Annotated in this window: 21 protein-coding genes, 2 tRNA genes and 1 riboswitch; of the genes, 11 read left to right on the forward strand and 12 right to left on the reverse strand. The window is 30.7% G+C overall.

Annotated features, from left to right (window positions below):
• Nucleotides 1–50: 50 nt before the first annotated feature.
• From KQI68_RS09490 to KQI68_RS09510, 5 genes are all read left to right on the forward strand, one after another.
• Nucleotides 51–127: transfer RNA gene (locus KQI68_RS09490), tRNA-His, on the forward strand.
• Between the two features lie 42 nt (nucleotides 128–169).
• A tRNA-Leu gene (locus KQI68_RS09495) sits at nucleotides 170–256 on the forward strand.
• A gap of 62 nt (nucleotides 257–318) precedes the next feature.
• Nucleotides 319–795, forward strand: coding sequence for a dihydrofolate reductase (locus KQI68_RS09500; protein WP_216549884.1), 477 nt, complete (start codon nucleotides 319–321; stop codon nucleotides 793–795).
• A complete protein-coding gene (locus KQI68_RS09505; protein WP_216549885.1) occupies nucleotides 792–1,469 on the forward strand; it encodes a response regulator transcription factor in 678 nt (225 codons plus the stop codon). Before KQI68_RS09500 ends, KQI68_RS09505 begins: the two co-directional genes overlap by 4 nt.
• On the forward strand, nucleotides 1,462–2,580 hold the full coding sequence (locus KQI68_RS09510; protein ID WP_216549886.1) for a sensor histidine kinase: 1,119 nt from the start codon (nucleotides 1,462–1,464) through the stop codon (nucleotides 2,578–2,580). The genes KQI68_RS09505 and KQI68_RS09510 overlap by 8 nt, the downstream gene beginning before the upstream one ends.
• Before the next feature lie 13 nt (nucleotides 2,581–2,593).
• Here KQI68_RS09510 and KQI68_RS09515 read toward each other — a convergent pair whose 3' ends face one another.
• Both KQI68_RS09515 and KQI68_RS09520 read right to left on the reverse strand, forming a co-directional pair.
• On the reverse strand, nucleotides 2,594–3,370 hold the full coding sequence (locus KQI68_RS09515) for an ABC transporter permease (protein ID WP_216549887.1): 777 nt from the start codon (nucleotides 3,368–3,370) through the stop codon (nucleotides 2,594–2,596).
• Nucleotides 3,367–3,993: an ABC transporter ATP-binding protein gene (locus KQI68_RS09520; RefSeq protein WP_216549888.1), complete on the reverse strand. Its 627-nt coding sequence runs from the start codon at nucleotides 3,991–3,993 to the stop codon at nucleotides 3,367–3,369. Before KQI68_RS09520 ends, KQI68_RS09515 begins: the two co-directional genes overlap by 4 nt.
• Nucleotides 3,994–4,069: 76 nt before the next feature.
• On the opposite strand from KQI68_RS09520, the gene KQI68_RS09525 reads away from it, so the two are divergent.
• Nucleotides 4,070–4,324 (forward strand): DUF1294 domain-containing protein, encoded by a 255-nt coding sequence (locus KQI68_RS09525; RefSeq protein WP_216549889.1) that lies wholly within the window; start codon nucleotides 4,070–4,072, stop codon nucleotides 4,322–4,324.
• A gap of 16 nt (nucleotides 4,325–4,340) precedes the next feature.
• Here KQI68_RS09525 and KQI68_RS09530 read toward each other — a convergent pair whose 3' ends face one another.
• From KQI68_RS09530 to lysA, 6 genes are all read right to left on the reverse strand, one after another.
• Nucleotides 4,341–5,243: a restriction endonuclease gene (locus KQI68_RS09530; RefSeq protein ID WP_216549890.1), complete on the reverse strand. Its 903-nt coding sequence runs from the start codon at nucleotides 5,241–5,243 to the stop codon at nucleotides 4,341–4,343.
• A 94-nt stretch (nucleotides 5,244–5,337) separates the two neighbouring features.
• On the reverse strand, nucleotides 5,338–6,291 hold the full coding sequence (locus KQI68_RS09535) for a diaminopimelate dehydrogenase (RefSeq protein WP_216549891.1): 954 nt from the start codon (nucleotides 6,289–6,291) through the stop codon (nucleotides 5,338–5,340).
• Nucleotides 6,292–6,307: 16 nt separating this feature from the next.
• Complete coding sequence (dapB, locus tag KQI68_RS09540; RefSeq protein WP_216549892.1) at nucleotides 6,308–7,033, reverse strand: 4-hydroxy-tetrahydrodipicolinate reductase; 726 nt, start codon at nucleotides 7,031–7,033, stop codon at nucleotides 6,308–6,310.
• Complete coding sequence (gene dapA, locus KQI68_RS09545) at nucleotides 7,030–7,905, reverse strand: 4-hydroxy-tetrahydrodipicolinate synthase (RefSeq protein WP_216549893.1); 876 nt, start codon at nucleotides 7,903–7,905, stop codon at nucleotides 7,030–7,032. The genes dapB and dapA overlap by 4 nt, the downstream gene beginning before the upstream one ends.
• A gap of 11 nt (nucleotides 7,906–7,916) precedes the next feature.
• The gene (locus KQI68_RS09550) at nucleotides 7,917–9,080 is read right to left on the reverse strand and encodes an aspartate kinase (protein WP_216549894.1); all 1,164 of its coding nucleotides are present in this window, start codon (nucleotides 9,078–9,080) and stop codon (nucleotides 7,917–7,919) included.
• Nucleotides 9,077–10,378: a diaminopimelate decarboxylase gene (gene lysA, locus KQI68_RS09555; protein ID WP_216549895.1), complete on the reverse strand. Its 1,302-nt coding sequence runs from the start codon at nucleotides 10,376–10,378 to the stop codon at nucleotides 9,077–9,079. Before lysA ends, KQI68_RS09550 begins: the two co-directional genes overlap by 4 nt.
• A gap of 71 nt (nucleotides 10,379–10,449) precedes the next feature.
• Nucleotides 10,450–10,589: riboswitch (Lysine riboswitch) on the reverse strand.
• 161 nt (nucleotides 10,590–10,750) lie between these two features.
• Here lysA and KQI68_RS09560 point away from each other — a divergent pair.
• Together KQI68_RS09560 and KQI68_RS09565 are read left to right on the forward strand one after the other, a co-directional pair.
• Nucleotides 10,751–11,452: a beta/alpha barrel domain-containing protein gene (locus KQI68_RS09560; RefSeq protein ID WP_216549896.1), complete on the forward strand. Its 702-nt coding sequence runs from the start codon at nucleotides 10,751–10,753 to the stop codon at nucleotides 11,450–11,452.
• A 25-nt stretch (nucleotides 11,453–11,477) separates the two neighbouring features.
• On the forward strand, nucleotides 11,478–12,971 hold the full coding sequence (locus KQI68_RS09565) for a Na+/H+ antiporter NhaC family protein (protein ID WP_216549897.1): 1,494 nt from the start codon (nucleotides 11,478–11,480) through the stop codon (nucleotides 12,969–12,971).
• 33 nt (nucleotides 12,972–13,004) lie between these two features.
• Here the strand turns inward: KQI68_RS09565 and KQI68_RS09570 are convergent, their stop codons facing one another.
• Both KQI68_RS09570 and KQI68_RS09575 read right to left on the reverse strand, forming a co-directional pair.
• Nucleotides 13,005–13,949 carry a TAXI family TRAP transporter solute-binding subunit gene (locus KQI68_RS09570; RefSeq protein ID WP_216549898.1) on the reverse strand — a complete coding sequence of 315 codons (945 nt, stop codon included), beginning with the start codon at nucleotides 13,947–13,949 and terminating at the stop codon, nucleotides 13,005–13,007.
• Complete coding sequence (locus KQI68_RS09575; protein ID WP_216549899.1) at nucleotides 13,942–15,789, reverse strand: TRAP transporter permease; 1,848 nt, start codon at nucleotides 15,787–15,789, stop codon at nucleotides 13,942–13,944. Before KQI68_RS09575 ends, KQI68_RS09570 begins: the two co-directional genes overlap by 8 nt.
• Nucleotides 15,790–15,848: 59 nt before the next feature.
• On the opposite strand from KQI68_RS09575, the gene KQI68_RS09580 reads away from it, so the two are divergent.
• On the forward strand, nucleotides 15,849–16,349 hold the full coding sequence (locus KQI68_RS09580) for a macro domain-containing protein (protein WP_216549900.1): 501 nt from the start codon (nucleotides 15,849–15,851) through the stop codon (nucleotides 16,347–16,349).
• Between the two features lie 268 nt (nucleotides 16,350–16,617).
• Here the strand turns inward: KQI68_RS09580 and KQI68_RS09585 are convergent, their stop codons facing one another.
• On the reverse strand, nucleotides 16,618–16,791 hold the full coding sequence (locus KQI68_RS09585) for a hypothetical protein (protein ID WP_216549901.1): 174 nt from the start codon (nucleotides 16,789–16,791) through the stop codon (nucleotides 16,618–16,620).
• A gap of 9 nt (nucleotides 16,792–16,800) precedes the next feature.
• On the reverse strand, nucleotides 16,801–19,683 hold the full coding sequence (locus KQI68_RS09590) for a transglycosylase domain-containing protein (RefSeq protein ID WP_216549902.1): 2,883 nt from the start codon (nucleotides 19,681–19,683) through the stop codon (nucleotides 16,801–16,803).
• A gap of 94 nt (nucleotides 19,684–19,777) precedes the next feature.
• Here KQI68_RS09590 and hflX point away from each other — a divergent pair, with 94 nt between their 5' ends.
• Together hflX and KQI68_RS09600 are read left to right on the forward strand one after the other, a co-directional pair.
• Nucleotides 19,778–21,067: a GTPase HflX gene (hflX, locus tag KQI68_RS09595; protein ID WP_216549903.1), complete on the forward strand. Its 1,290-nt coding sequence runs from the start codon at nucleotides 19,778–19,780 to the stop codon at nucleotides 21,065–21,067.
• The gene (locus tag KQI68_RS09600; protein WP_216549966.1) at nucleotides 21,060–21,689 is read left to right on the forward strand and encodes a YigZ family protein; all 630 of its coding nucleotides are present in this window, start codon (nucleotides 21,060–21,062) and stop codon (nucleotides 21,687–21,689) included. The genes hflX and KQI68_RS09600 overlap by 8 nt, the downstream gene beginning before the upstream one ends.
• Nucleotide 21,690: the final 1 nt, after the last annotated feature.

Here is a 21,690-nt window from a genome sequence, read left to right on the forward strand (position 1 = left end):
TATTATTGACAATAATTTTTAAATCTGATAAGATATATTTATTGTTCGTGGTGGGTATGGCCTAGCTGGTTAAGGCGTCAGATTGTGGTCCTGAAGATCGTGGGTTCGATTCCCACTATCCACCCCACAATATTTTGAAGTGTCTTATGACACTTCTTTTTTTCTTTATGCTAGAGTGGCGGAATTGGCAGACGCACCAGACTCAAAATCTGGCGGTGGCAACACCATAGGGGTTCAAGTCCCCTCTTTAGTACCAGTATGTGCACTATGATAAATTGTAAAATAATTTATATAGTGCACTTTTTTATGAGGTGAATTATGAAATTATTAATTTTGGTGGATAATAATAATGCAATTGCAAAGGATGGAGATCAGATTCTATATATTGATAATGACCTTTCCATGTTTAGAGAATACACTACTGGAAATGTAGTTATAATGGGAAGAATTACTTTTGAAGCAATAGGAAGACAACTTCCAGACAGAATTTCTGTTGTCTTTACAAGAAGTAAAAAAGAAAATAAAAAAGATTTATATTATGTAAATTCTGAAGAACAATTAGATGAGCTGCTTGAAAACTTTGAAGACAAAGAAATTTTTGTAATTGGTGGAGCGGCAATTGTAAATATACTTTGGGATAGATTAGATGAGTTAATCGTCACAAGAGTTGACACAGTTGTTGAAGGAGCAGATACATTCATCCCTAAATTTGATGAATTTGAACTTATAGATAAAACTGAGATAAAAGATAAAGACTTCAAAGTTTATCATGAAATATGGAAGCGAGTTAAATGAGAATTTTAGTTGTTGAAGATGAAGAAAAACTCTTAAAATCAATTAAAGAAGGATTGGAAATCTCTGGCTATGTCGTAGACACCGCAAATGATGGAGAAGAGGGAAGCTTTATGGCATGCACAAATGATTATGATTTAATAATCTTGGATATTAATCTTCCAAATAAAGATGGCTTTGAAATTTTAAAAGAAATCAGAGAAGTAAATAGTAGCGTAAATATTATAATGCTTACTGCAATTTCTGATGTTGAAAATAGAGTGAAAGGTCTTGATTTGGGAGCAAATGATTATGTCTTAAAGCCATTTCACTTCCAAGAATTAAAAGCAAGAATTAGATCTCTTTTAAGAAGAAAGACTACTATAACTGATAACATCATGGAAATAAATGGAGTTACCTTTGACAGCACTAAGAGAAGTTTTTATATTGATGGTGAAGAGTTAAAACTCACTTCAAAGGAAAGTGGAATTTTAGAATATTTATTTTTAAACAACAATAGATTTATATCGTCAGAGGAGCTGATGGAGCATGTGTGGGGAGATGAAATAGATTCATTTTCCAATGTTGTAAGAGTCCATATGTCAGCTCTACGCAAGAAATTAAAAAGTAAACTTGGTAAAAATATTATTCTAAATGAAATAGGTAAGGGCTATATATTAAGCGACAAAGATGAATAAAATAAAGAATACTATAATTTTTAAACTTTTATTTTCAGTTATTTTAATTTTTGTTATAATGACTGCCACATCAAATTTTATAATTGGAAAATATCAAGAAAAGATGATTTTTGAACTTGGCGAAGATTTTGTCATGGAAAAAGAGACCTATGGAGATGACGAAAATTTTCTAGTAATAATTGAAGATGCAAAGTTAAAATCAACTAAAGAGATGAGAAATTTCTCTCTTATAGTAATAACTTGCACGATTATAATAGGATCTTTAATTTATCTATATATAATTTGGAGAATTTTAAAACCACTTCAAGAATTAAAAAACAGAGCTATGGAAATTGACATTGATAACTTAAAAAGCTTCGAAAGTATATACATGGAAGGTGAATCTGTGGAAATTGAAGAACTCTCTAGAGCATTTCAAAATTCCATTGACAAGATTTATCTTGGATATGAGAGAGAAAAATCTCTTTCATCAAGTATTGCTCACGAGCTAAACACTCCAATCTCTATAATGAAATCGCAGCTTGATTTATATAAGATGAAATCTAAGGGTGATGATGAAAATTTAAATGCTCTTTTAAATAATTTTGATGAAAGTATCGATAGGATTTCAAAAATTATTGAATCATTATTATTCTTAAACAGGAGAGAGAACTTAAGGCTTTCTGAATTTGATATTGCTGATCTTGTTGATGAAATAGTTTTTGATTTAGAAGATATGGCAGATGATAAAAATATCGAGATTAATTCAAATATTCCTTCAAAAATAATAAAATCTAACGACATACTCCTTCAAAGAATATTATACAACATTGGTAAGAATGCAATTTTATATAATGTATGCGGTGGAAGTGTTGAATTTGATTTTAATGAAGATGACAAATATTATGTATTCCAGGTAAAAGATACTGGAATTGGACTTTCAGATGAAGATAAGAAAAAAGTCTTTGAATTATTTTATAGAGTTGATCCATCAAGGAACAGAAAAACTGGAGGATATGGAATAGGACTTAATCTTACAAAAAATATTGTAAAAAAATTAGAGGGCAGTATTGAAATATTAGACAATAGCCCTCAAGGTAGTATAGTAAAAATAATTCTTCCCAAAATTTAATTGGGAAGATTTTTTATTTTAATTGTGCTTTATCGTTAAAAAATGTCCTGTAACCAAATTCAATTATTATAAATGATGAAAGTGAAACTGATCCAAGTATTCCAAGCATAACTGCAATTTGATATGAGATTGCCGTAACTGGAGAAGTGCCTGATAATATTTGTCCTGTCATCATTCCAGGAAGAAATACAATGCCCATACCAAGCATTGAATTAATAGTAGGAGTTAGTGCCGAATCAAAACTTGAACCTACAATTTCCTTTGAAGCTTCTTTAGGCGTTGCACCTAAGATTAATGCACCTTCAATAAAATCTCTTTTGGAATTCATTTGTTCAAGAAGATTATTTGCTCCAAGGGCAATGGCAGTCATGGAGTTTCCAAGTAGCATTCCTGAAATTGGAATAAAGTACTGCGGATCATACCATGGCTTTATTCTTATTACAATAAACAAGAAATAAAACAAACAAGTTGTAGTACCTAGAAGAACTGAGAGTGCAATAATATTTTTAAACTCTCTTGAAACTTTATGCTTCAATCTTTTTATAATAGTATAAATTGAAAATATCTCCATCACTAAAATTATCACAAGTGTAATGAAGGGAAATGGATTATCAAAAATATAAATTAAAATATATCCAACGAGACTAAGTTGAATAGTCATTCGAAAGCAGGAAATTAAAATGTCCTTTTCACGATTAATTCCCTTATATCTAACAAGACCTAAGACTAGAAGTATAAAGAAATAAGCACAAAGAAGCTGAACTATGGATAAATTAATTATTCCTCTCACTTTACAACCCTCCCATTACTAAGCCTAATAATATTATCGCAATACTTTTCTTGCAAATAATTTGAATGAGTGACCATTATTAGCTTGATATTATTTTTATTTGCATTTTCTATTATCTTTTCAATAACTTCATCTTCGTTTTCTCTATCTAATGCTGAAGTTGGCTCATCTAAAAGAATTACTTTGGGTTTTAATAAAAGACCTCTTGCAGCTTGAAGCTTTTGCTTTTCTCCGCCAGATAATTTTGTGGCATCTTCTGAAAGGCTTTTATCTAAATTTAAATTTAAAAGTTCTTTACTTATCTCTTCTTCCCATGGAATTTTTTTACCTTGATAATTAAAGGCAAGTTTAAAATTATCCAAGATACTCCCATTAAATATTGTGGGATTTTGTGGAAGCATTAAAACTTCTCTTCTGTGTCTTATTACATCTACATCATTTAAATTTTTTTTATTATAAAAAATTTCTCCATCATCAGGACTTATTAAAATATTTAAAAGTTTAAGAAGAGTGGACTTTCCGCTTCCACTTTGTCCAATAATCAAAGTGATTTTATCATCTGGAATTTCTAAATAATCAATATCTAAAATTTCCTTGAATTTAACATTTTTTAAAACAAACATATTTACTCCTTTTAAAATATAATACCATAGCTAGGAAAAATATTTCTAAATATTGTATAATAAACATGGTGATTTTATGGAAGATAGTATATTTTTTACAGTTATAATATTAAATGTGATTAATTTTTTAGCCTATGGACTTGATAAATTTAAAGCTAAGTTTGATTTTTATAGAATTTCAGAGAAAACTCTTTTGACATTTTCTCTCATAGCAGGTTTTGGTGGCTTTGCTGGAATGCAAATCTTTAGACACAAAACTAGAAAGAGTATTTTTTATCTTGCAAATTTTATAGGAATGGCAGTTTCAATTTATTTAATGACAAAAATATAAGGGATTAAAAAATCCCTTACTCATCAATTTCTGCCAAAATATCTCTATTATCTAGCATCTTCATTATATTTTTAACATCTAAGATAATTACATTTTCATCTTTTAATTTCATCTTAGTTTCTTTCTTAAGAAGGGAAGTGTTGATAAATAATACTGGAGTGATGTTTTCATATACTCCTGAAAATTTCTCAACAAGTTCTTCGACTTCTTTTTCAGGCAGCACTTCAAGGTCGTTATATTTTTTAATTTCTAGTGCGTATCTCTTGTTTTTCTTTTTTACATAATAATCAAAGTGATAATCTAAATTTGTATTTCTAAAACTTTCCACTTCGTATCCAGTTCTTTGAAGGGCAATTTGTGCAAGTTTTTCTGCAGTTACTTCATCATTTAAACTTGATAGGCCTCTAAGTAAATTCTGTGGAAAGATTTTAAATATTGCAGTGCATTCTTCTGCATTATTTTTAACAGTCTTATAATCAAATCCAATTAACATATCTTCCACAACATTAAAATGTCCATGTGCAATGGAATTTCTAATATGGCGAAGAAGAGAATCAGTTTTACTTTCATTTTCTTGTCTTGTTAGAATTAATTTCTGTGAATAAGTGCAAATTTCATCTTCGTAAAACTTCACAATATCACTGTCTATATAATCTAAAAAAGCAATATCAATATTTTTTAAATTCATATAATTTTTTATAATCCCAAAGACAAAGTTATCAAAATTAATTGAAGATGTCAGCTCATTTTTTGGTGACTGAATGGAATTAATATTTGGCACATACCAAAGAAGGTATTCTAAAATTTTTATCATATCTGAACTTAGTTTTAAAGGTTTATCTTTATGATAAATGGAATAAGCCTTTTTATCATTACAATCTTCAAACTCAAAACCAAATCTTTTTAAATTAGGAAGCATCTTTTCACCCTCCACAAATATTTAATTTAAGTATAGCACAAATTTGTAAAATCAAAATAAAAAGCCCTAATCTAAATTGATTAAGGCTAGAAATTTATAGATATTTTGAAATTGCTTCTTCGTGAGCACATCCTAGATAATAATATGGTGGAGTGTCAAGATTTGTGTGAGCTCCGTAATTTTTGTTTACAACATAATTAGCAACTGCATTTGCTGCCATTATCATAACTGAAGCTGTAAATTCAGGATTTGAATCAAGTTCAAGTGTAAATTTATACATTTCCCTGTTGCCATTTAATGTATTTCCAGTTCTAATTACATGACCTCCGTGAGGCATTGCTCTATGATTTTTTTCAAATTCTTCATCAGAGATAAATTTAACATCAGTGTGATATGGTTTGAAATAATCTTCCATATTAACTATTTCATCTCTAATTCTTTCTTCATCATCTTTGTCGCAAACTACATAGCAAAGTCTGTCGTGTCCTTCATAGGATGCATATGATTTGTCGGCATCTTTAATATTTTCAATAATTTCTTCTTTTGAAATTGTGTATTGAACAGCTTTTTTAACGCCTTTAATTCTTCTAACAGCATCGGAGTGGCCTTGGCTCACGCCTTTGCCCCAGAAAGTATTAGTGTATCCATCTCTTAGTACAGCTTCTCCCATAAGTCTATTAAGTGAGAACAAACCTGGGTCCCAACCTGTTGAGATAAATGCAACTTTATTATTATTTTTTGCAATTTCATTCATTTTTTCAAAGTATTCAGGAATATGTGCGTGATTGTCGTAGGCATCAATTGTGTTAAAATTTTCAATTATTTGTGGAGCAAGCTCAGGAATATCAGTTGCTGATCCAAGTGTTAAAAATAGTACATCAATTTTGTCTTTATAGTCTAATAAATTATCAAGAGATTCAAAAACTTTGTCTCCAAAACTTGCTGGATCTCTTCTTGTAAATATTTTTACAATATTTTTATTTTCTTTTTCTAAAAGACCTCTGACTGCTTTTCCTAAATTTCCATATCCTACAATTCCTATATTCATCTTTTTTCCTCCATGATTATTTCAATAACTCTTTAAAATCATAGCGACCAGGTTCTTTGCCAATTAAAAATCTTGCAGCTTTAATTGCTCCCTTGGCAAAAATATTTTTTGAACCTGCTCTGTGAGTTAGTTCTAAAACTTCATCATCTTTTGCAAAAATTAAAGTATGTTCTCCAACAATGGAGCCTGCTCTAATTGTGTGAACGCCGATATCATTAGGCTTTCTCTTTTCATGAAGATCATGTCTGTCATAAACTTCATTTAAATCTCTTTCTTTTTTAACTGCATCAATTAGCATTCTCGCAGTACCAGAAGGGGCATCGACTTTTTGATTGTGATGTGATTCAATAATTTCAATGTCAAAATCTTTTAGCATTTTTGCCATAATTTCTGCAATACTTTCCATTGCGTTAACTCCAATGGAATAATTGCCTGATTGAATAATTGCAATTTCCTTTGAAGCTTCTTCTAATTTTTTAAAAGTCTCATCGCTTAGTCCTGTAGTAGCTTCGACAAGTGGCTTTTTATTTTTAACTGCAAAGTTAATTGTGTCATCGACTACATTTTTATTTGAAAAATCAATTATTACATCAAAATCAACATCAACTTTATTAAAGTCATTGTAAATATTATTTTCTAAATCTTCCTCAATTGAATAACCACCTACAACTTCATAATCATCAGCTGAGTTGCAAATAGTTTTGCCCATTGCGCCAGTTATTCCAACTATAAAAACTTTCATTTTCTTTCACCTATAATTTTTTCAAGTCTTTTCTTAGTTTCATCAGATGCTTCAAAAAGTGGAAGTCTCAAATGACCTTCGTCCATTCCCATAATATTCATTGCTGCCTTAACTGGAATTGGATTTGGTTCAACAAAAAGTGCGTCATTTAATTCTTTAAGTTCGATTTGAGTTCTTGCAGCTTTTTCAGTTTCACCATTTAAATAATCAGTTACCATATTGTGAACTTCTTCTGGATAAATATTTGCTATTACAGAGATAACTCCCTTAGCACCAATACTCATTAAAGGAATAGTTACATCATCATTACCTGAATAAATGTCAAAGTCAAACCCAACTAATGAACGAACTTTTGCAGCATAGGACAAATCTCCAGTTGCATCTTTAAGTCCTACAATGTTTTTGATTTTTGAAAGTTCTAAAACAGTTTCTGGTGCAATTGGCATTGCCGTTCTACCAGGCACTGCATAAAGAATAATTGGAATATTTACATTTTCAGCAATTTTCTTATAGTGCTCAATTAGTCCTCTTTGAGAAGTCTTGTTATAGTAAGGTGTAACTTGAAGAAGTGCATCGGCTCCAGCTTCTTCACACATCTTAGAAAGATTTATACCGTGATCAGTGTTATTTGAACCAGCTCCAGCAATTACAGGAACTCTTCCATTGACACGCTCTACAGCGTATTTAATGACATCTCTTTGCTCTTCGTCAGTCATAGTTGATGCTTCGCCAGTTGTACCAGCAACTATAAGTGCATCTGTTTTATTTTCTAACTGAAAATCAATAATCTTTCCAAAGTTTTCGTAATTAATATCTCCATTTTCAAAAAATGGTGTTACAATAGCAACTCCGCTTCCAGTAAATACAGTCATTTTTATTCCTCCTATAAATTAAATTCTCTAATGAAAAGTTCCATTACTTTATTTTTATCTTGAGTGTCCACAATTATTGATACAGAAATTTCTGAGGTGGAGACTTGATAAAATTTTACATTATTCGCATTTAGTACATTAAATATTCTTGCAGCTACACCGCTTTCGTTTCTCATTGCATTTCCAATAAGAGAAACTTTTGACACATTTTCAATAAATGAAAAATCTTCTGAAATATTTTCTATTTTATTTTTCTCCTCAACTAGGGAAGTAAAGGAAACATATTTCTCTCCGTCAATTAATGTCTCATTTATGACATCTATGTTAATTTCTTCGTTTGCAAGTTCTGAAAATAAGTCTGCAATACTTTGGTCTACAAGTTTTTTAGTTACAAGTAGAATTCCATCAACTGCAGAAACTGATCTAATAATACTTTGTTCCACAAGATCCTCCTTATCAATTATTGTTCCAAGCACATCGGCAGTATTAAGTGCAATATACATTCTCACTCCATACTTTTGAGCAAGCTCTACTGCTCTTGGGTCGATTACCTTCGCTCCTAAATGAGCCATCTCCATTGTCTCTTCATAGGAGATGTGGTCGAGTTTTTTTGCATCTTTATAAAATCTTGGGTCAACTGAATATATTCCTTCAACATCTGTATAAATTTCAGCATCGCAAGAAAGTTTCGCTGCAAGGGCAACAGCTGATGTATCAGAGCCGCCTCTGCCTAGAGTTGTAATGTCTCCCGATTCATTTCTTCCTTGGAATCCTGCGACAATTACAATGTATCCATGTTTTAATTTTTCTTCGATTAGCGTAGTGTCAACATCTAAGATTTTTGAAAATCCATGTCTTCCATAAGTTTTAAATCCTGCTTGTTCTCCAGTTAGGGCAATTGCTTTTTCTCCAAGTTCTTGAACTGCCATTGCAAGTAGGGAAGAGGAAATAAGCTCTCCAGTGGATAAAATCATATCCAGTTCTCTCGTAGAAGGATTTTCTGAAATTGTCTTTGCCTTTTCGATTAGCTCATCAGTTGTATCTCCCATTGCTGAGACAACGCAGACTACATTTTTTAAATTATTCTTTTTCTTAACAAGAATTTTGGCGACTTTTTTAATTTTTTCAGCATCAGCAACAGATGATCCGCCAAACTTCATGACAACATTGTTCATTTATCCTCCCTTAAATCATTTCTAATTAAATCTTCGTAAGTTTCTCTCTTAACAATTTCCTTGACTTCATCTTTTGTAACAGAAATCATTGCAGGTTTTTCAACTCTATTGTAATTTGATGACATTGAATATCCATAGGCACCAGTTGAAGATACTAAGAATAAATCTCCTTCATCTGCTACTGGAAGCTTTATGTCTTTAATTATTATGTCTCCACTTTCACAGCATTTACCAGCAACTGTATAAACTTCTTCTTTGTCATTATCAACTTTAGAAGTAATTGCTCCCTCATATTTTGCACCATACAGTGCAGGCCTAATATTATCTGTCATGCCGCCATCTATAAATAAAAAGTTTTTGCCACCATAAGTTTTCTTTATAGTGTCTATTGTATAAAGTGTGTGGCCGCAGTTTGCAATTAAGCTTCTTCCAGGCTCAATTGTAACTTTTTCTATTTCAAGATTAACTTCTTCTAAATAATTTTCTAAAAATTCAATATAGTTTTTAAGGAATTTTTCTAAATTAAATGGAGTGTCTTCTTCTGTGTAGTAAATTCCAAACCCTCCGCCGAGATTAATTTCTGAGATATCAATTCCCTTATCGCAAACTTCTTTTGCAAAGTCTATCATCACCTTTGCCTCGTCAAAGAAGGAATCTTCTCTAAATACTTGAGATCCAATATGTGCATGAATTCCTTTAAAATCTAAAAATTCTGAGTCGTCAATTCTTTTAATAATTTCAAAAATATCATCTGAGAAAATTGAAAGCCCAAACTTTGAATCATTTTTAGAAGTTGAGATGTATTCGTGAGTATGAGCATCAATTCCAGGATTTACTCTTAATAAAACTTTTTGAGTTTTATTTTTTTCTTTTAAAACATCTTCAAGTCTAGTAATTTCAGATACATTATCAATTACAATTGTCCCAACTCCAACTTCTACTGCCAGTTCGATTTCCTTTTTAAGCTTATTATTTCCGTGGAAGTAAATTTTATCTAAATCCATATTTGATTTAGAAATTGTAAAAATTTCTCCGCCTGATACTGCATCCATTGAGATATTTTCATCTGCACAGATATTTGAAATGTAAATATTTAAATTTGCTTTAGAAGCGTATAAAATATTTGTCTCAAATTTTTCAGATTTGAAAGTATCTCTGTAAGCTTTAATTCTCTCTCTAAAATAATCTTCATCGATTATGTAAAGGGGAGTGCCAAACTTTTCCTTTAACTCATTCATTGAATAGTCGTGGATTTTTAAATTAGAATCACTAACTTTTAAATTTCCAAATAATTTCATTAAAAACTCCTTATATACAAAAAAACCATGAGCAAAAGACTCATGGTTATAAAAAACTATCTCTTGCCCTCAGAATCTAGAGCACACAACAAAAAATTGGGCATTTTTCTGTGACAGTTATACAGATATTCTCTGCATACCCAGGTACTAAACCTTCGGCGACTCTTCCTTTCGAAACCTACTGATAAAAGTCGCAGCCTCTCTAAAAACTGAAATTTTCATTTAATTGATTACAACTATAACATATATAATTTTATATTGCAAGTTTACTACAAAAAAGATAAATTATATTTAAATGTATAATTAATTTGAAAAATTAAAAATTATATATATAATAGAGTATATTAAAATTAGAGATTAGGGAGGCATTATATGGGAAATGAAAATTTAGAAAAGAAAAAGAAATTTGTTCCAACTATTGAGACAAATCTTAGAAAGAGACAAGTTTCTGTGCCCGAAGTAACTTATAGAGCAAGTGGAATTAATTTTATGGGAAAGAGAATTAAATCGCTTCTTTTTACAAATGACATTCCAATAATAGTTAACAATAATGCTCAAGGAATTATGTCTGTATATCCCTTCACACCTCAGCTAAAAATTATTTCTGCAATAATGGAAGTGGCATCAGTGCCAGTTTTTGTAGGAATTGGTGGTGGCACTACATCAGGCATTCGTGCAGTAAACATTGGACTTCAAGCAGAGCTTATGGGAGCTGCAGGAGTTGTAGTAAATGCGCCAATGACTAATGAAAATATTAAACTTATTTCAGAAAGTTTAGATGTTGCAGTAATCGCTTCTGTTATTACAAAATACGATGATATTGAAGGAAAAGTTGAGGCAGGAGCAAAGGTATTAAACATTGCCGGCGGCAAGAAAACTGCTGAACTTGTAAAATATGCAAGAAGTATTGTTGGAAATGAATTTCCAATAATTGCAACAGGTGGTCACACTGATGAACATATTTTAGAGACAATTGAAGCAGGTGCCAATACTATTACTTATACACCTCTTTCAAGTGCAGAAATTTTTTCAGAAGTTATGGATGATTATAGAATTGACATGCGCAATTCTTAATTAAATATATTTTAAGGAGTTTTTAATGGAATTTGGAATTTTGACAATAGTTCCTCCAATAGTTGCAATTGCTCTGGCACTTATAACTAAAGAAGTAATAACTTCACTTTTAATTGGAATTATATCCGGAGGACTAATTTTCACAGGCGGAAATATTATCGCAGCACTTGAAACTGTTTTTGAACTAATGGGGACAAAACTAGGCGATAATGCTTTAATGATAGTGTTTCTGGCAATGCTTGGTTCGCTTGTTATGGTTATGAATATGGCAGGAGGATCATTTGCCTATGGTAAGTGGGCAAGTAAGAGAATAAAAAGTAAAAAATCTGCTAAGCTAGCAACAGCATTCTTAGGAATGATTATATTTATAGACGATTATTTTAACTGTTTAACAGTTGGTGCTGTAATGAAGCCAATTATTGATGAAAATAAAGTTTCTAGAGCAAAGCTTGCACACATCATTGACTCTACTGCTGCTCCAGTTTGTATTATAGCACCAGTTTCTTCGTGGGCTGCTTCAGTTGTTGCAGTAATTGGAGACACAGGCGTTGCAAATCCAATGAATGTATTTTTAAGTACTATTCCAATGAATGCTTATGTACTTTTAACTTTATTTATGATTTTATATTTTTCCTTTTCTGATATTGAAATTGGAGTTATGGAAAAATATGAACTTAACGATACTTCAAAAATAATTGAAAGTGAAGAAGTAGGATATGAGTATTCAAAAAATGGTAAGGTATTTGATTTAATTATTCCAATAGTAGTTCTTATTGGAGTTACTATTACAATGATGCTTAAGACTGGTGGATTCTTTGAAGGAGTTAATGCAGCAACTGCTTTTGGAGATGCGAATGTAAATTTATCTCTAGTTATTGGATCTTTTGCTGGAATTATAATTTCTTTTGTACTTTACATTCCTAGAAAGCTTTTAACTTTTGATGCTTTTATGAAGGGAATAGTTGAAGGAATGAAGACAATGCTTTCTGCAATTGTAATTCTTACTCTTGCTTGGACAATTGGTGGAATAACAAGTGATGAATATCTTAACACTGGATCTTATATTGCATCACTTATTACAAATTCTACAATGCCAATGTGGATACTTCCTGCAATTATTTTTGTAGTCGGTGCGTTTTTATCTTTCTCAACTGGAACAGCTTGGGGAACATTTGGAATACTAATTCCAATTATGGTACCAATTTTACAGCACACAGACCACATGCACTTCTTACCAATAGTTCTTGCGGCAATTTTCTCAGGCTCAGTATTTGGAGACCACTGCTCACCAATATCTGATACGACAATACTTTCATCAGCAGGAGCAGGATGCGATCACATAGCCCATGTATCAAGTCAGCTTCCTTACGCACTTTTAGCTGGATTATGTTCTGCACTTGCATTTTTAATTCAAGGAGTAATTGGTAAACCACTTCTAACAGTTCCAATTGGATTAGTTTTAATTATCATCTCAATTTATATTGCAAAGAGATATACTGTAAAAAAATATATGAGTTAAAAAAGACTTAGCAGTTAATTCTGCTAAGCCTTTTTAATTTAATATACCAACTTCTCTATAATATTTTTTTGCGCCTTCATGCACTGGGAGATTTGAAATATCTTCTAGTGTTTTTTTAATATCTAATTCTTCTAGGGATTTATTAGATTTTTTTAGCTCATCTATATTTTCCCAAAATGTCTTTGTCATTTTATAAATTATTTCATCTGGCACATCAGAAGTTGTGTAGAGAACCATTTTTATTGCAGAAGTATTAATCTCATCATTTTGATTTGGATAAGTTCCACTAGGTATTTTATAATTTGCATACCAAGGATATTTTTCTTTTAGAGAATTAACTTCATCTTCAGAAATTTCTATGAGCTTTGAATCTGCAGTTGTCAAAAGTTCTGAGACAGATGCTGTGGGGGTTCCTGCCATTATCCAAAGTCCGTCGAGGTTCTTATTTCTAATAAGCTCTGATGCTTCGCTTGGTCCAATGTAGACTGGGCTGAAATCATCTGGATAATTTAAACCAACACCTTCAAGATGAATTTTAGTTTCTTCTTCAGTTGTTGAGCCAGGAGAGCCTGGAGCAAATCTCTTATTTTTTAAATCTAAAAGTGAATTTATATTTGAACTCTTAGTAACTACAACTTGATTGGGATTGTAATAAAGTCCTGCAATAATTCTAAGCTTATCATTTTTTCTGTCTCTAAACTTTCCTTCACCATTATAAGCTTGATAAACAATACTTGTAACTCCAAGGCTAACCTCGGCATCTCCCTCATATATTAAATTTAGATTTTCAATTCCGCCATTTGATGATTGAGATGAAACTGAAACGTCATCTAAATTTGTGTTCCACATATAGGCAAGAGATGCACCAAGAGGATAAAGAGTTCCAGTTGTGTTTGCTGTTGGAAGATTAATTGGATATTTGTTTTCTCTTCCGCATCCTGTTAAAAGTAAAAGTGCTATTAATATAATTTTAAGCAATTATAACCCTCCTTCTTTGCATTACAAAAATAGTTATAAAGATTAAAATTCCAATGACATCAGTATAAAATCTCGAATTTATAAGAAGAAGTCCTCCTGTTATTAATAAGACTCTCTCGTAATTTTTTAAATCGCTGTCAATAAATCCACTAAAGCCACAGACAATTTCAAAAACTCCAATAATTGAAGTAAAAATCATATATAAATTATAAATTTCAAAGTTTGTAGCACCTAGTAATAGAGCTTCATTTTTTATAAAGAAGAAGGGAATTATAAAACCTATAATTCCAATTTTTACAGAAAGAATGGAAGTTTTATTAACATTTGACTTTGCAATTCCACTTGCAACATAGGAGCTCATGGCAACTGGTGGAGTAATATTTGAAAGACAAGCATAAATCAAGCAAAATAAATGAGCAGGTATTGGACTGATTCCATTTTTAATCATTATTGGAACTGCAATTGATACAACTATTACATAAGCGGCAACTCCAGGAACGCCCATGCCAAGAATTGTAGACATAATCATTACAAGTATTGCTGTAATAATTGGATTTTGGAAAAGTTCATTGTTTAAAATTAAAAATCCAAAATTAAGTCCCAGTGAACTTAGAGAAACTGTTCCAATAATTATTCCAATTAATAGACAAGATAGTCCTATGGAAATTGTAGAAGTTGCACCATCAATTGTTGCTTCAACAATTTCTCTCATGCCCATTTTGTGTTTTTTTACAAACCATGAAGAAATAATTGCAGAGATTATTCCACTAACTGATGCAAAAATTGGAGTGTAACCAAGAAACATCAGTAGAATTAAAACAAATAGAGGAAGAATTAAAATTCCTCTTTCTTTAATAATTTCAGAAATATTTTTGTCTGAATTTTCTGCACTTTTTAGTCCCAATTTTTTAGATTCTAAATGCACTGATAAAAATATTCCAAGATAATACATAAAAGCTGGTATTGCTGCTGCAAGAATTACTTTTCCATAAGGTATTGCTAAAAATTCTGCCATTAAAAATCCAACTGCTCCCATAATTGGTGGAGTGAACTGTCCACCAGTAGATGCAGTTGCTTCAACGGCTGCTGCAAACTCTTTTGAGTAGCCTGATTTTTTCATCATTGGAATTGTAATAGTTCCAGTTGTTGCAACATTAGCTACAGCTGATCCATTAATCATTCCAAGAAGAGCAGAAATTAAAACTGGAACTTTACCTGGTCCACCAACTGTATTTCCAACGAAATAAAGTGCAAGATCGTTTATTAAATCTGTAAATCCAGAATATTTTAAAAAGGATCCAAAGAGTATAAATAAAAATATATAAGTCGCACTTACACCAATGCTCACGCCAAAAATTCCCTGGGAGCCCCAAAACATGTGATTTAAAATTCGCTTAATGCTAAATCCATTGTGACCAATTACTGAAGGGAGATATTTCCCAAAAAATAAGTATAAAAGAAAAACAAGTGCTAAGATTGAAATATTTTTGTTAATTCTAAAACCACATATAAAAATTAAAATAATTCCAAGAAGAGCGACAAATAAATCGAATTGGTTAGTGAAGCCACCTTTCTTTGCTATTACATTGTAATTGATTAAAAAGTATGAAAAAACAAATAAAAGACCAAGAATTAAAACTACATTAAAAAACTTAATATAATTTAAATCCTTGGGATTTTTTTTGTTAAGTAATATTGAAAAAATACATATACACATTGCGTGAAAAGCCCTAAATGAAATGGCATCAATTGGGTATATAGTATTAAAGATTATTTGCAAAAGTGCCCACATAAGTATTAAAATTGTAATGGGAGTATTTATTTTTTTTAAACGATTCATTTTTTCCTCCATGGATATATAATAATATAAATCGTGGAAAAATCAAGAAGGAGTGCGACATGTTACATATTGAAAAGAAAAATATTTTAGATTTTGAAGTTGATGCTATAGTAAATGCTGCCAACAAAGAACTTAAAAGAGGCGGCGGAGTTTGTGGAGCAATTTTTGAAGCAGCAAATGATGAAAATTTGCAAAAAGAGTGCGATGTACTTGCTCCAATTAATCCTGGAGAATCAGTAATCACTAAGGGGTATAATACAAAAGCTGATTATATTATTCACACAGTGGGACCAGTTTATTTTGATGGAAAGAGAAATGAAAGAGAGATTTTAGAAAATGCATATAATTCTGCACTAAAAATTGCTGAAGAAAATAATTTAAAAACTATTGTATTTCCATTAATTTCATCAGGAATATATGGCTATCCACTTGAAGAAGCAGCAGAAGTTGCAGTCAATACTATAAAAAATTATATTGAAGATAAAGATTTCGAAGTTACAATAGCAGCTCTTGATGATGAAATTGTTGAGACCTTAGAAAAATATAATAAAGAAATCTAATGAGAATTTAAAATATGGATATTCATTTTATAAATTCTATACTATTCATTATTTTTTATACAATTAGATTTAAAAATAATTTAAAAATTAGAATTCCAATTTTAATTCTTGGAACTTTCATATCTTATATAATATTATATAAAATCTTTTTTTATAGAGAGATTTTTAGTGTAATTGACTTTATGAGATCTTCAATATTATTTATTGCATTTGATTTTATTTTTTCAAAAATAAAAAGAGTAGCTTGTCATTAAGACAAGCTACTTTTTTAAAATATAAATCTTTTAAATTCATTTCTAAGTCTTATTTTTCCTGCATGAAATGCAATTTTACCAGCTCTTTTTGGATTTATAAGTGGCAATAATTTAATTGCAGTTTTTCTTTTTGGAAGTAAAAACTTTATAAATCCCAATAATTTTATTATGCTAAATAATCTCCTCATATTGACCTCCTAAGATTTTTTCTTTGTAGATTTAGTGCCTTTTGTAGTTTTAGTAGTTTTAGAACTTTTATTATCTTTATCACTATTATCCTTATTAGAATTTTCTTCTTCTTCATTTTCTTTTACCCATTCTCGAGTGTGAATATCACAATAAGATTTTGGAATAGTCATATAATCATCAGGATAAATTCCAAAGTGTTCTCTTGCATCATATACATCAGGTCTTTCAAACATTACAGTGTAGAGAACTGATTCGCTAGGACAGAACTGAGTTGCGATTTTATTTGATTCATCGCAGATTAAATATTTTTTAAACAAGTCGTCGTATTCAGTTGGCTCAGTGCCAGATATAAATTTTTCTCTGTAACTAAAGCCAGCGTATTGACTTTCCTTTGTTGAAAGTTTACCGCTCTTTGAAGAAATGGACCTTGTTAGAATATAAGATGGATCTTCAGGAAATTCTGTAGCTAAATCAATATCTCTTGTCATTAAATTAAATAACTCAACAATGGAATTAGAATTTGAAGCAAGAGAAATCTTTGGCGAATCTGCACCAACCCACATTGAGATAGTGTATTTAGGAGAAAATCCTGAAATAAAATAGTCGCTGTTTTCTCTGTTTTGACCAATGTATGATGCAAAAGTAGAAGAATTATTAACTCCTCTTGATTTACCTCTTATGGAATTTGATTTTAAAACATCTGAAAGTAGAAATGCGTATTTTTCATCGACAATTTTTTTACTCTTCTTAGAGTTGTCAATGATTATATTTCCACTTGAATCTTCAATTCTTAAAATTGCCGTTTGCTCTTTTTTAACTCCATTATTTGCAATAGTAGAATACATTTCTGAAATTTGTGATAGAGTTAGTCCCACTTGCATATTTCCAAGGGCAAGGGCATCTAAGTTTTCATCGTGTTTTTTTGGATTTTCAGATTGTTTTATAAAAAAGTCTTTTCCTTCATTATCTTTTATAACATCAAAGGCTTTTAATATTTCCATTGACTTATGGATTCCAATTTCTTGTAAGATTTCTGCGGCAATTACATTTGAAGAATTTTCCATGGCTCTTCTAATAGTCATTAGTCCTTTAAAAGAATTGTAATAATTAGCTGGCCAGAAGTTTCCATCAACTGTAATAGGAACATCATCATAAACTGAAGACAAAGTCTTTCCATTAAGTAGTGCTGGAAGATAAACTGTAAATGGTGTGATAATACTTCCAGGTTGTCTGTAAGAATCTGTTGCTCTATTTAAAATTTTTGCGTTCTTAGAATTAACATCAAGTCCGCCAATAATTCCTTCAACAAAACCATTTTCATTATTTGCAACAATCATGGCAGATTGTGGTTGAAGCACAGGTTTGTCGTTGTAATTGTAGTATTTTTTTGAAATAATTAAATTTTTATTGTTATCAATTGTGTAGAAATCGCCAACATTATTTAAAAATGATCCATCTATTATTAAATAATCATTTTTAAGTTCACAAGCACCATCTTCTATTTGAAGACTTCCAATTTCAAAGGTATTTAAAATTTTATTGTCGTCAATTAAGTAGGCATCAATAATATCTATATTTTGTCCAACCTCTTTAAAGTATATGTTTTTAATTTTTAAATCTCCATGAGATGAAATATTGTAAAATTCTTTTGGAATAATAAAATTAAAATTCTCATCTAAAAGATTATTTCTGTTGATATACAAAATCTCGTCATCATAAATAATATTTTGAGATTCGTCAAAACTCAAATTTAACATTCGAGATCCACCAGTTGATGATTTATTAGAAAGGAAGTTTTCAAATTCTTCGTACTTTGATTCCAAGTCGCCTTGAAGATTTTCATCAATTGTAGAATAAACTTTGTATCCACCAGTGAAAAGTTTGTGCTCGCCTTCCTCTAGTGATGTCTTATAAAAGGAAGCCAAGTATTTTGAAGCTTCTTTTTTTATATAATCAGTAGAATAGGAACTCATGTTGTGGTTTTTGAAATTTTTTGGATTTAGAGATGAAAGAATATCATAATTTTTTGCTCTTTCATACTCTTGTAAGTCAATATATCCAAGTTCATACATTCTTTTTAGCACAACTTTTTGTCTTTCAAAGGCATCTTTATTTAGCACAAGATAAAGCTCTTCGCCGTCGACAATTCTAGTTCCAATGATGTGAAAATCATCTTGTAAAAATTCTCCTGGCACTGATTTAAAAGGCGGATAATTTGTAGGAGATTTTGGAATACCTGCAAGCAGTGCTGCTTCAGCTGTATTTATTTCATCAACATCTTTTGAAAAATAAGTTTGGCATGCAGCTTCAATTCCGTAAGCACCTTGACCTAAATTTATTCTATTTAGATACGCTTCTAAGATTTCACTTTTAGTCATTTCATCTTCAACTCTTAGAGCAAGATAGGCCTCTTGAATTTTTCTGCCTAGAGTCTTTTGATTTGATAGATAAACTGAACGCACAAGTTGTTGAGTAATTGTTGAACCTCCACGAACTAGAGCACCTGATTTAATATTTGAGACAATTGAAGATGCAATACCAATTGGGTCTAGACCAGAGTGTTTGTAAAATCTGTGATCCTCAATGGCAACAAAGGCATCTTGAACATTTTTAGGAATATCTTTAATATCAATTAGCGTTCTATACTCTAAAGATTCAATTTTTTCTAGAACATTTCCCTCTTTTGAATAAATATAGGAGCTTTGATTAAAGGAATCCGTTAGACTTTCAAGGTCAGTGGATGGAGTTTTAGAAATTATTGAAACAATCATTGCCGCAAAAATAGAAAAGATTAAGACAATAATTAAAAGTAATGTCAAAAGCAAAACTTTAATCCTTTGATTCTTATTTAAATTTTTTAAATCGCTTATAAATATTTTTAGATTTTTCATACTTTTCTCCTAAAATAATTATATCATTTCGGCCATTTAATTACTATTTTAAAAGTTTTTCGCAAGTAAAGTTAGAATATAGTATAATTAAGATATGGATAAAGTTTATTTAGAAAATTTAAATTCACAAAAGAAATTAGAACGCGTTATAACAGTGGGCACAAATTTAGGAGCTCATCCTCATTCACTTGAGACTTCAATGAACGAATTAAATGAACTTGTATTTGCTGATGGAGCTGAAGTTGTAGGTGAAATCACACAAAATATTGAAAAGTTTAATCCAAAATATTTAATAGGATCAGGTAAAGTAGATGAGATAAAAGAAATGGCAGAGCTCCTTGAAGCTGATGCCATAGTTTTTAATGATGAGCTCACTGGTATACAAGTGCGTAATCTTGAAAAGAAAATAAAAAAGAAAGTTCTAGACAGAACAAATTTAATATTAGATATATTTGCACTAAGGGCAACTACTTATGAAGCAAAACTTCAAGTTGAACTTGCAATGCTTGAGTATCAACTTCCAAGACTTTTAGGAATTGACGGATGGTCAAGAACAGGTGGGGGAATTGGTACAAGAGGACCTGGTGAGCAAATAATTGAAACAGATAGACGTCGACTTAAAAGAGAAATCGACAAAATTAGAGATAAATTAAAAAAAGCAGAAAAAACTCGTGACATCACAAGAAGCAACAGGCTAAACAATAATATTCCAATAGTTTCACTTGTGGGTTATACAAATGCTGGAAAGTCAACGATACTAAATAGATTAAAAGATGATGAATCATCGGAAGTATCTGTTAGAAATATGCTCTTTGAAACGCTTGACCCAAGTTCAAGACATGCAAGGCTTCTTTCAGGTAGAGAGTTTATAATCTCTGATACAGTAGGATTTGTTTCAAAACTTCCAACAAAAATTGTAGAAGCTTTTAAATCCACTCTTGAAGAAATAAAGTATTCTGATTTAATTCTTCATGTGATAGATGCTTCAAGTGAAGACTTAGAAATTCAATATAAAACTACTATGTCTATCTTAGACGAAATCAATGTACTTGATAAAAATATAATCACGGTATTTAATAAAATCGACAAGGTAAACATTGAAGATGTTCCATTAATTTCAACAATTCCTAGAGACAAAAGAATTTATATTTCTGCAAAAAATGATGAAAACATGGATGCTCTTTTAAAAATTATTGAAGAAAATCTTGCGGATAAATATATAGATGCAAAGCTTAAATTTCCATATGATGACACAGATTTATTATATAAACTTGTAGATAAATTTGATGCTACTCCAAGATATGAAGATGACGGAATTTATTTGGATTTATATCTTGAAGATAGAGAATATGATTTAGTAAAGGAATATGCAAGAGATGTATAATTCAGTTTTAAAACATGGAATAGATGAAGTAGAAATTAAAAAGTCGACTTTTATTGGACAAGCTTTTTTTGTAAGGACTGAAGAGGAAGCTTTAAAAATAATTGAAGAGATAAAAACAGAACATAGATCTGCAACTCACAATTGTCATGCATATATTATCGGAGAAGATGCACTGACTCAGAGGTATTCTGACGATGGAGAGCCAAGTGGCACAGCAGGTGTACCTATGCTTGAAGTTTTAAAAAAAGAAGAGCTTAGAAATGTGCTAGTAATTGTCACAAGATACTTTGGAGGAATTAAACTTGGAGCTGGTGGACTTGTTAGAGCTTACACCAAGGGTGTTTCAATTGCACTTGATGCAGCAAAAAGAGTTGTAAGACGTGATTTTAGCAGAATGAGCATTAAATACGACTACACTTATCACGGAGCTATAATAAATCTTTTAAATAATGAAAATTTTAAAATACTAGAAGAAAATTACACTGACAAAGTTGAGGTTGTAATTGATATTTGCGAAGATGACATTATTAAGAAATTAAATGACTTGACTAGTGCAAATATTGAAGTTGAAAAAATTAAGACAATTGAACTTCCAACTATTGATGGAGAAATTATATATTAGG

This window comes from Peptoniphilus ovalis, assembly GCF_018919265.1.
Lineage (GTDB): Bacteria > Bacillota > Clostridia > Tissierellales > Peptoniphilaceae > Peptoniphilus_A > Peptoniphilus_A ovalis.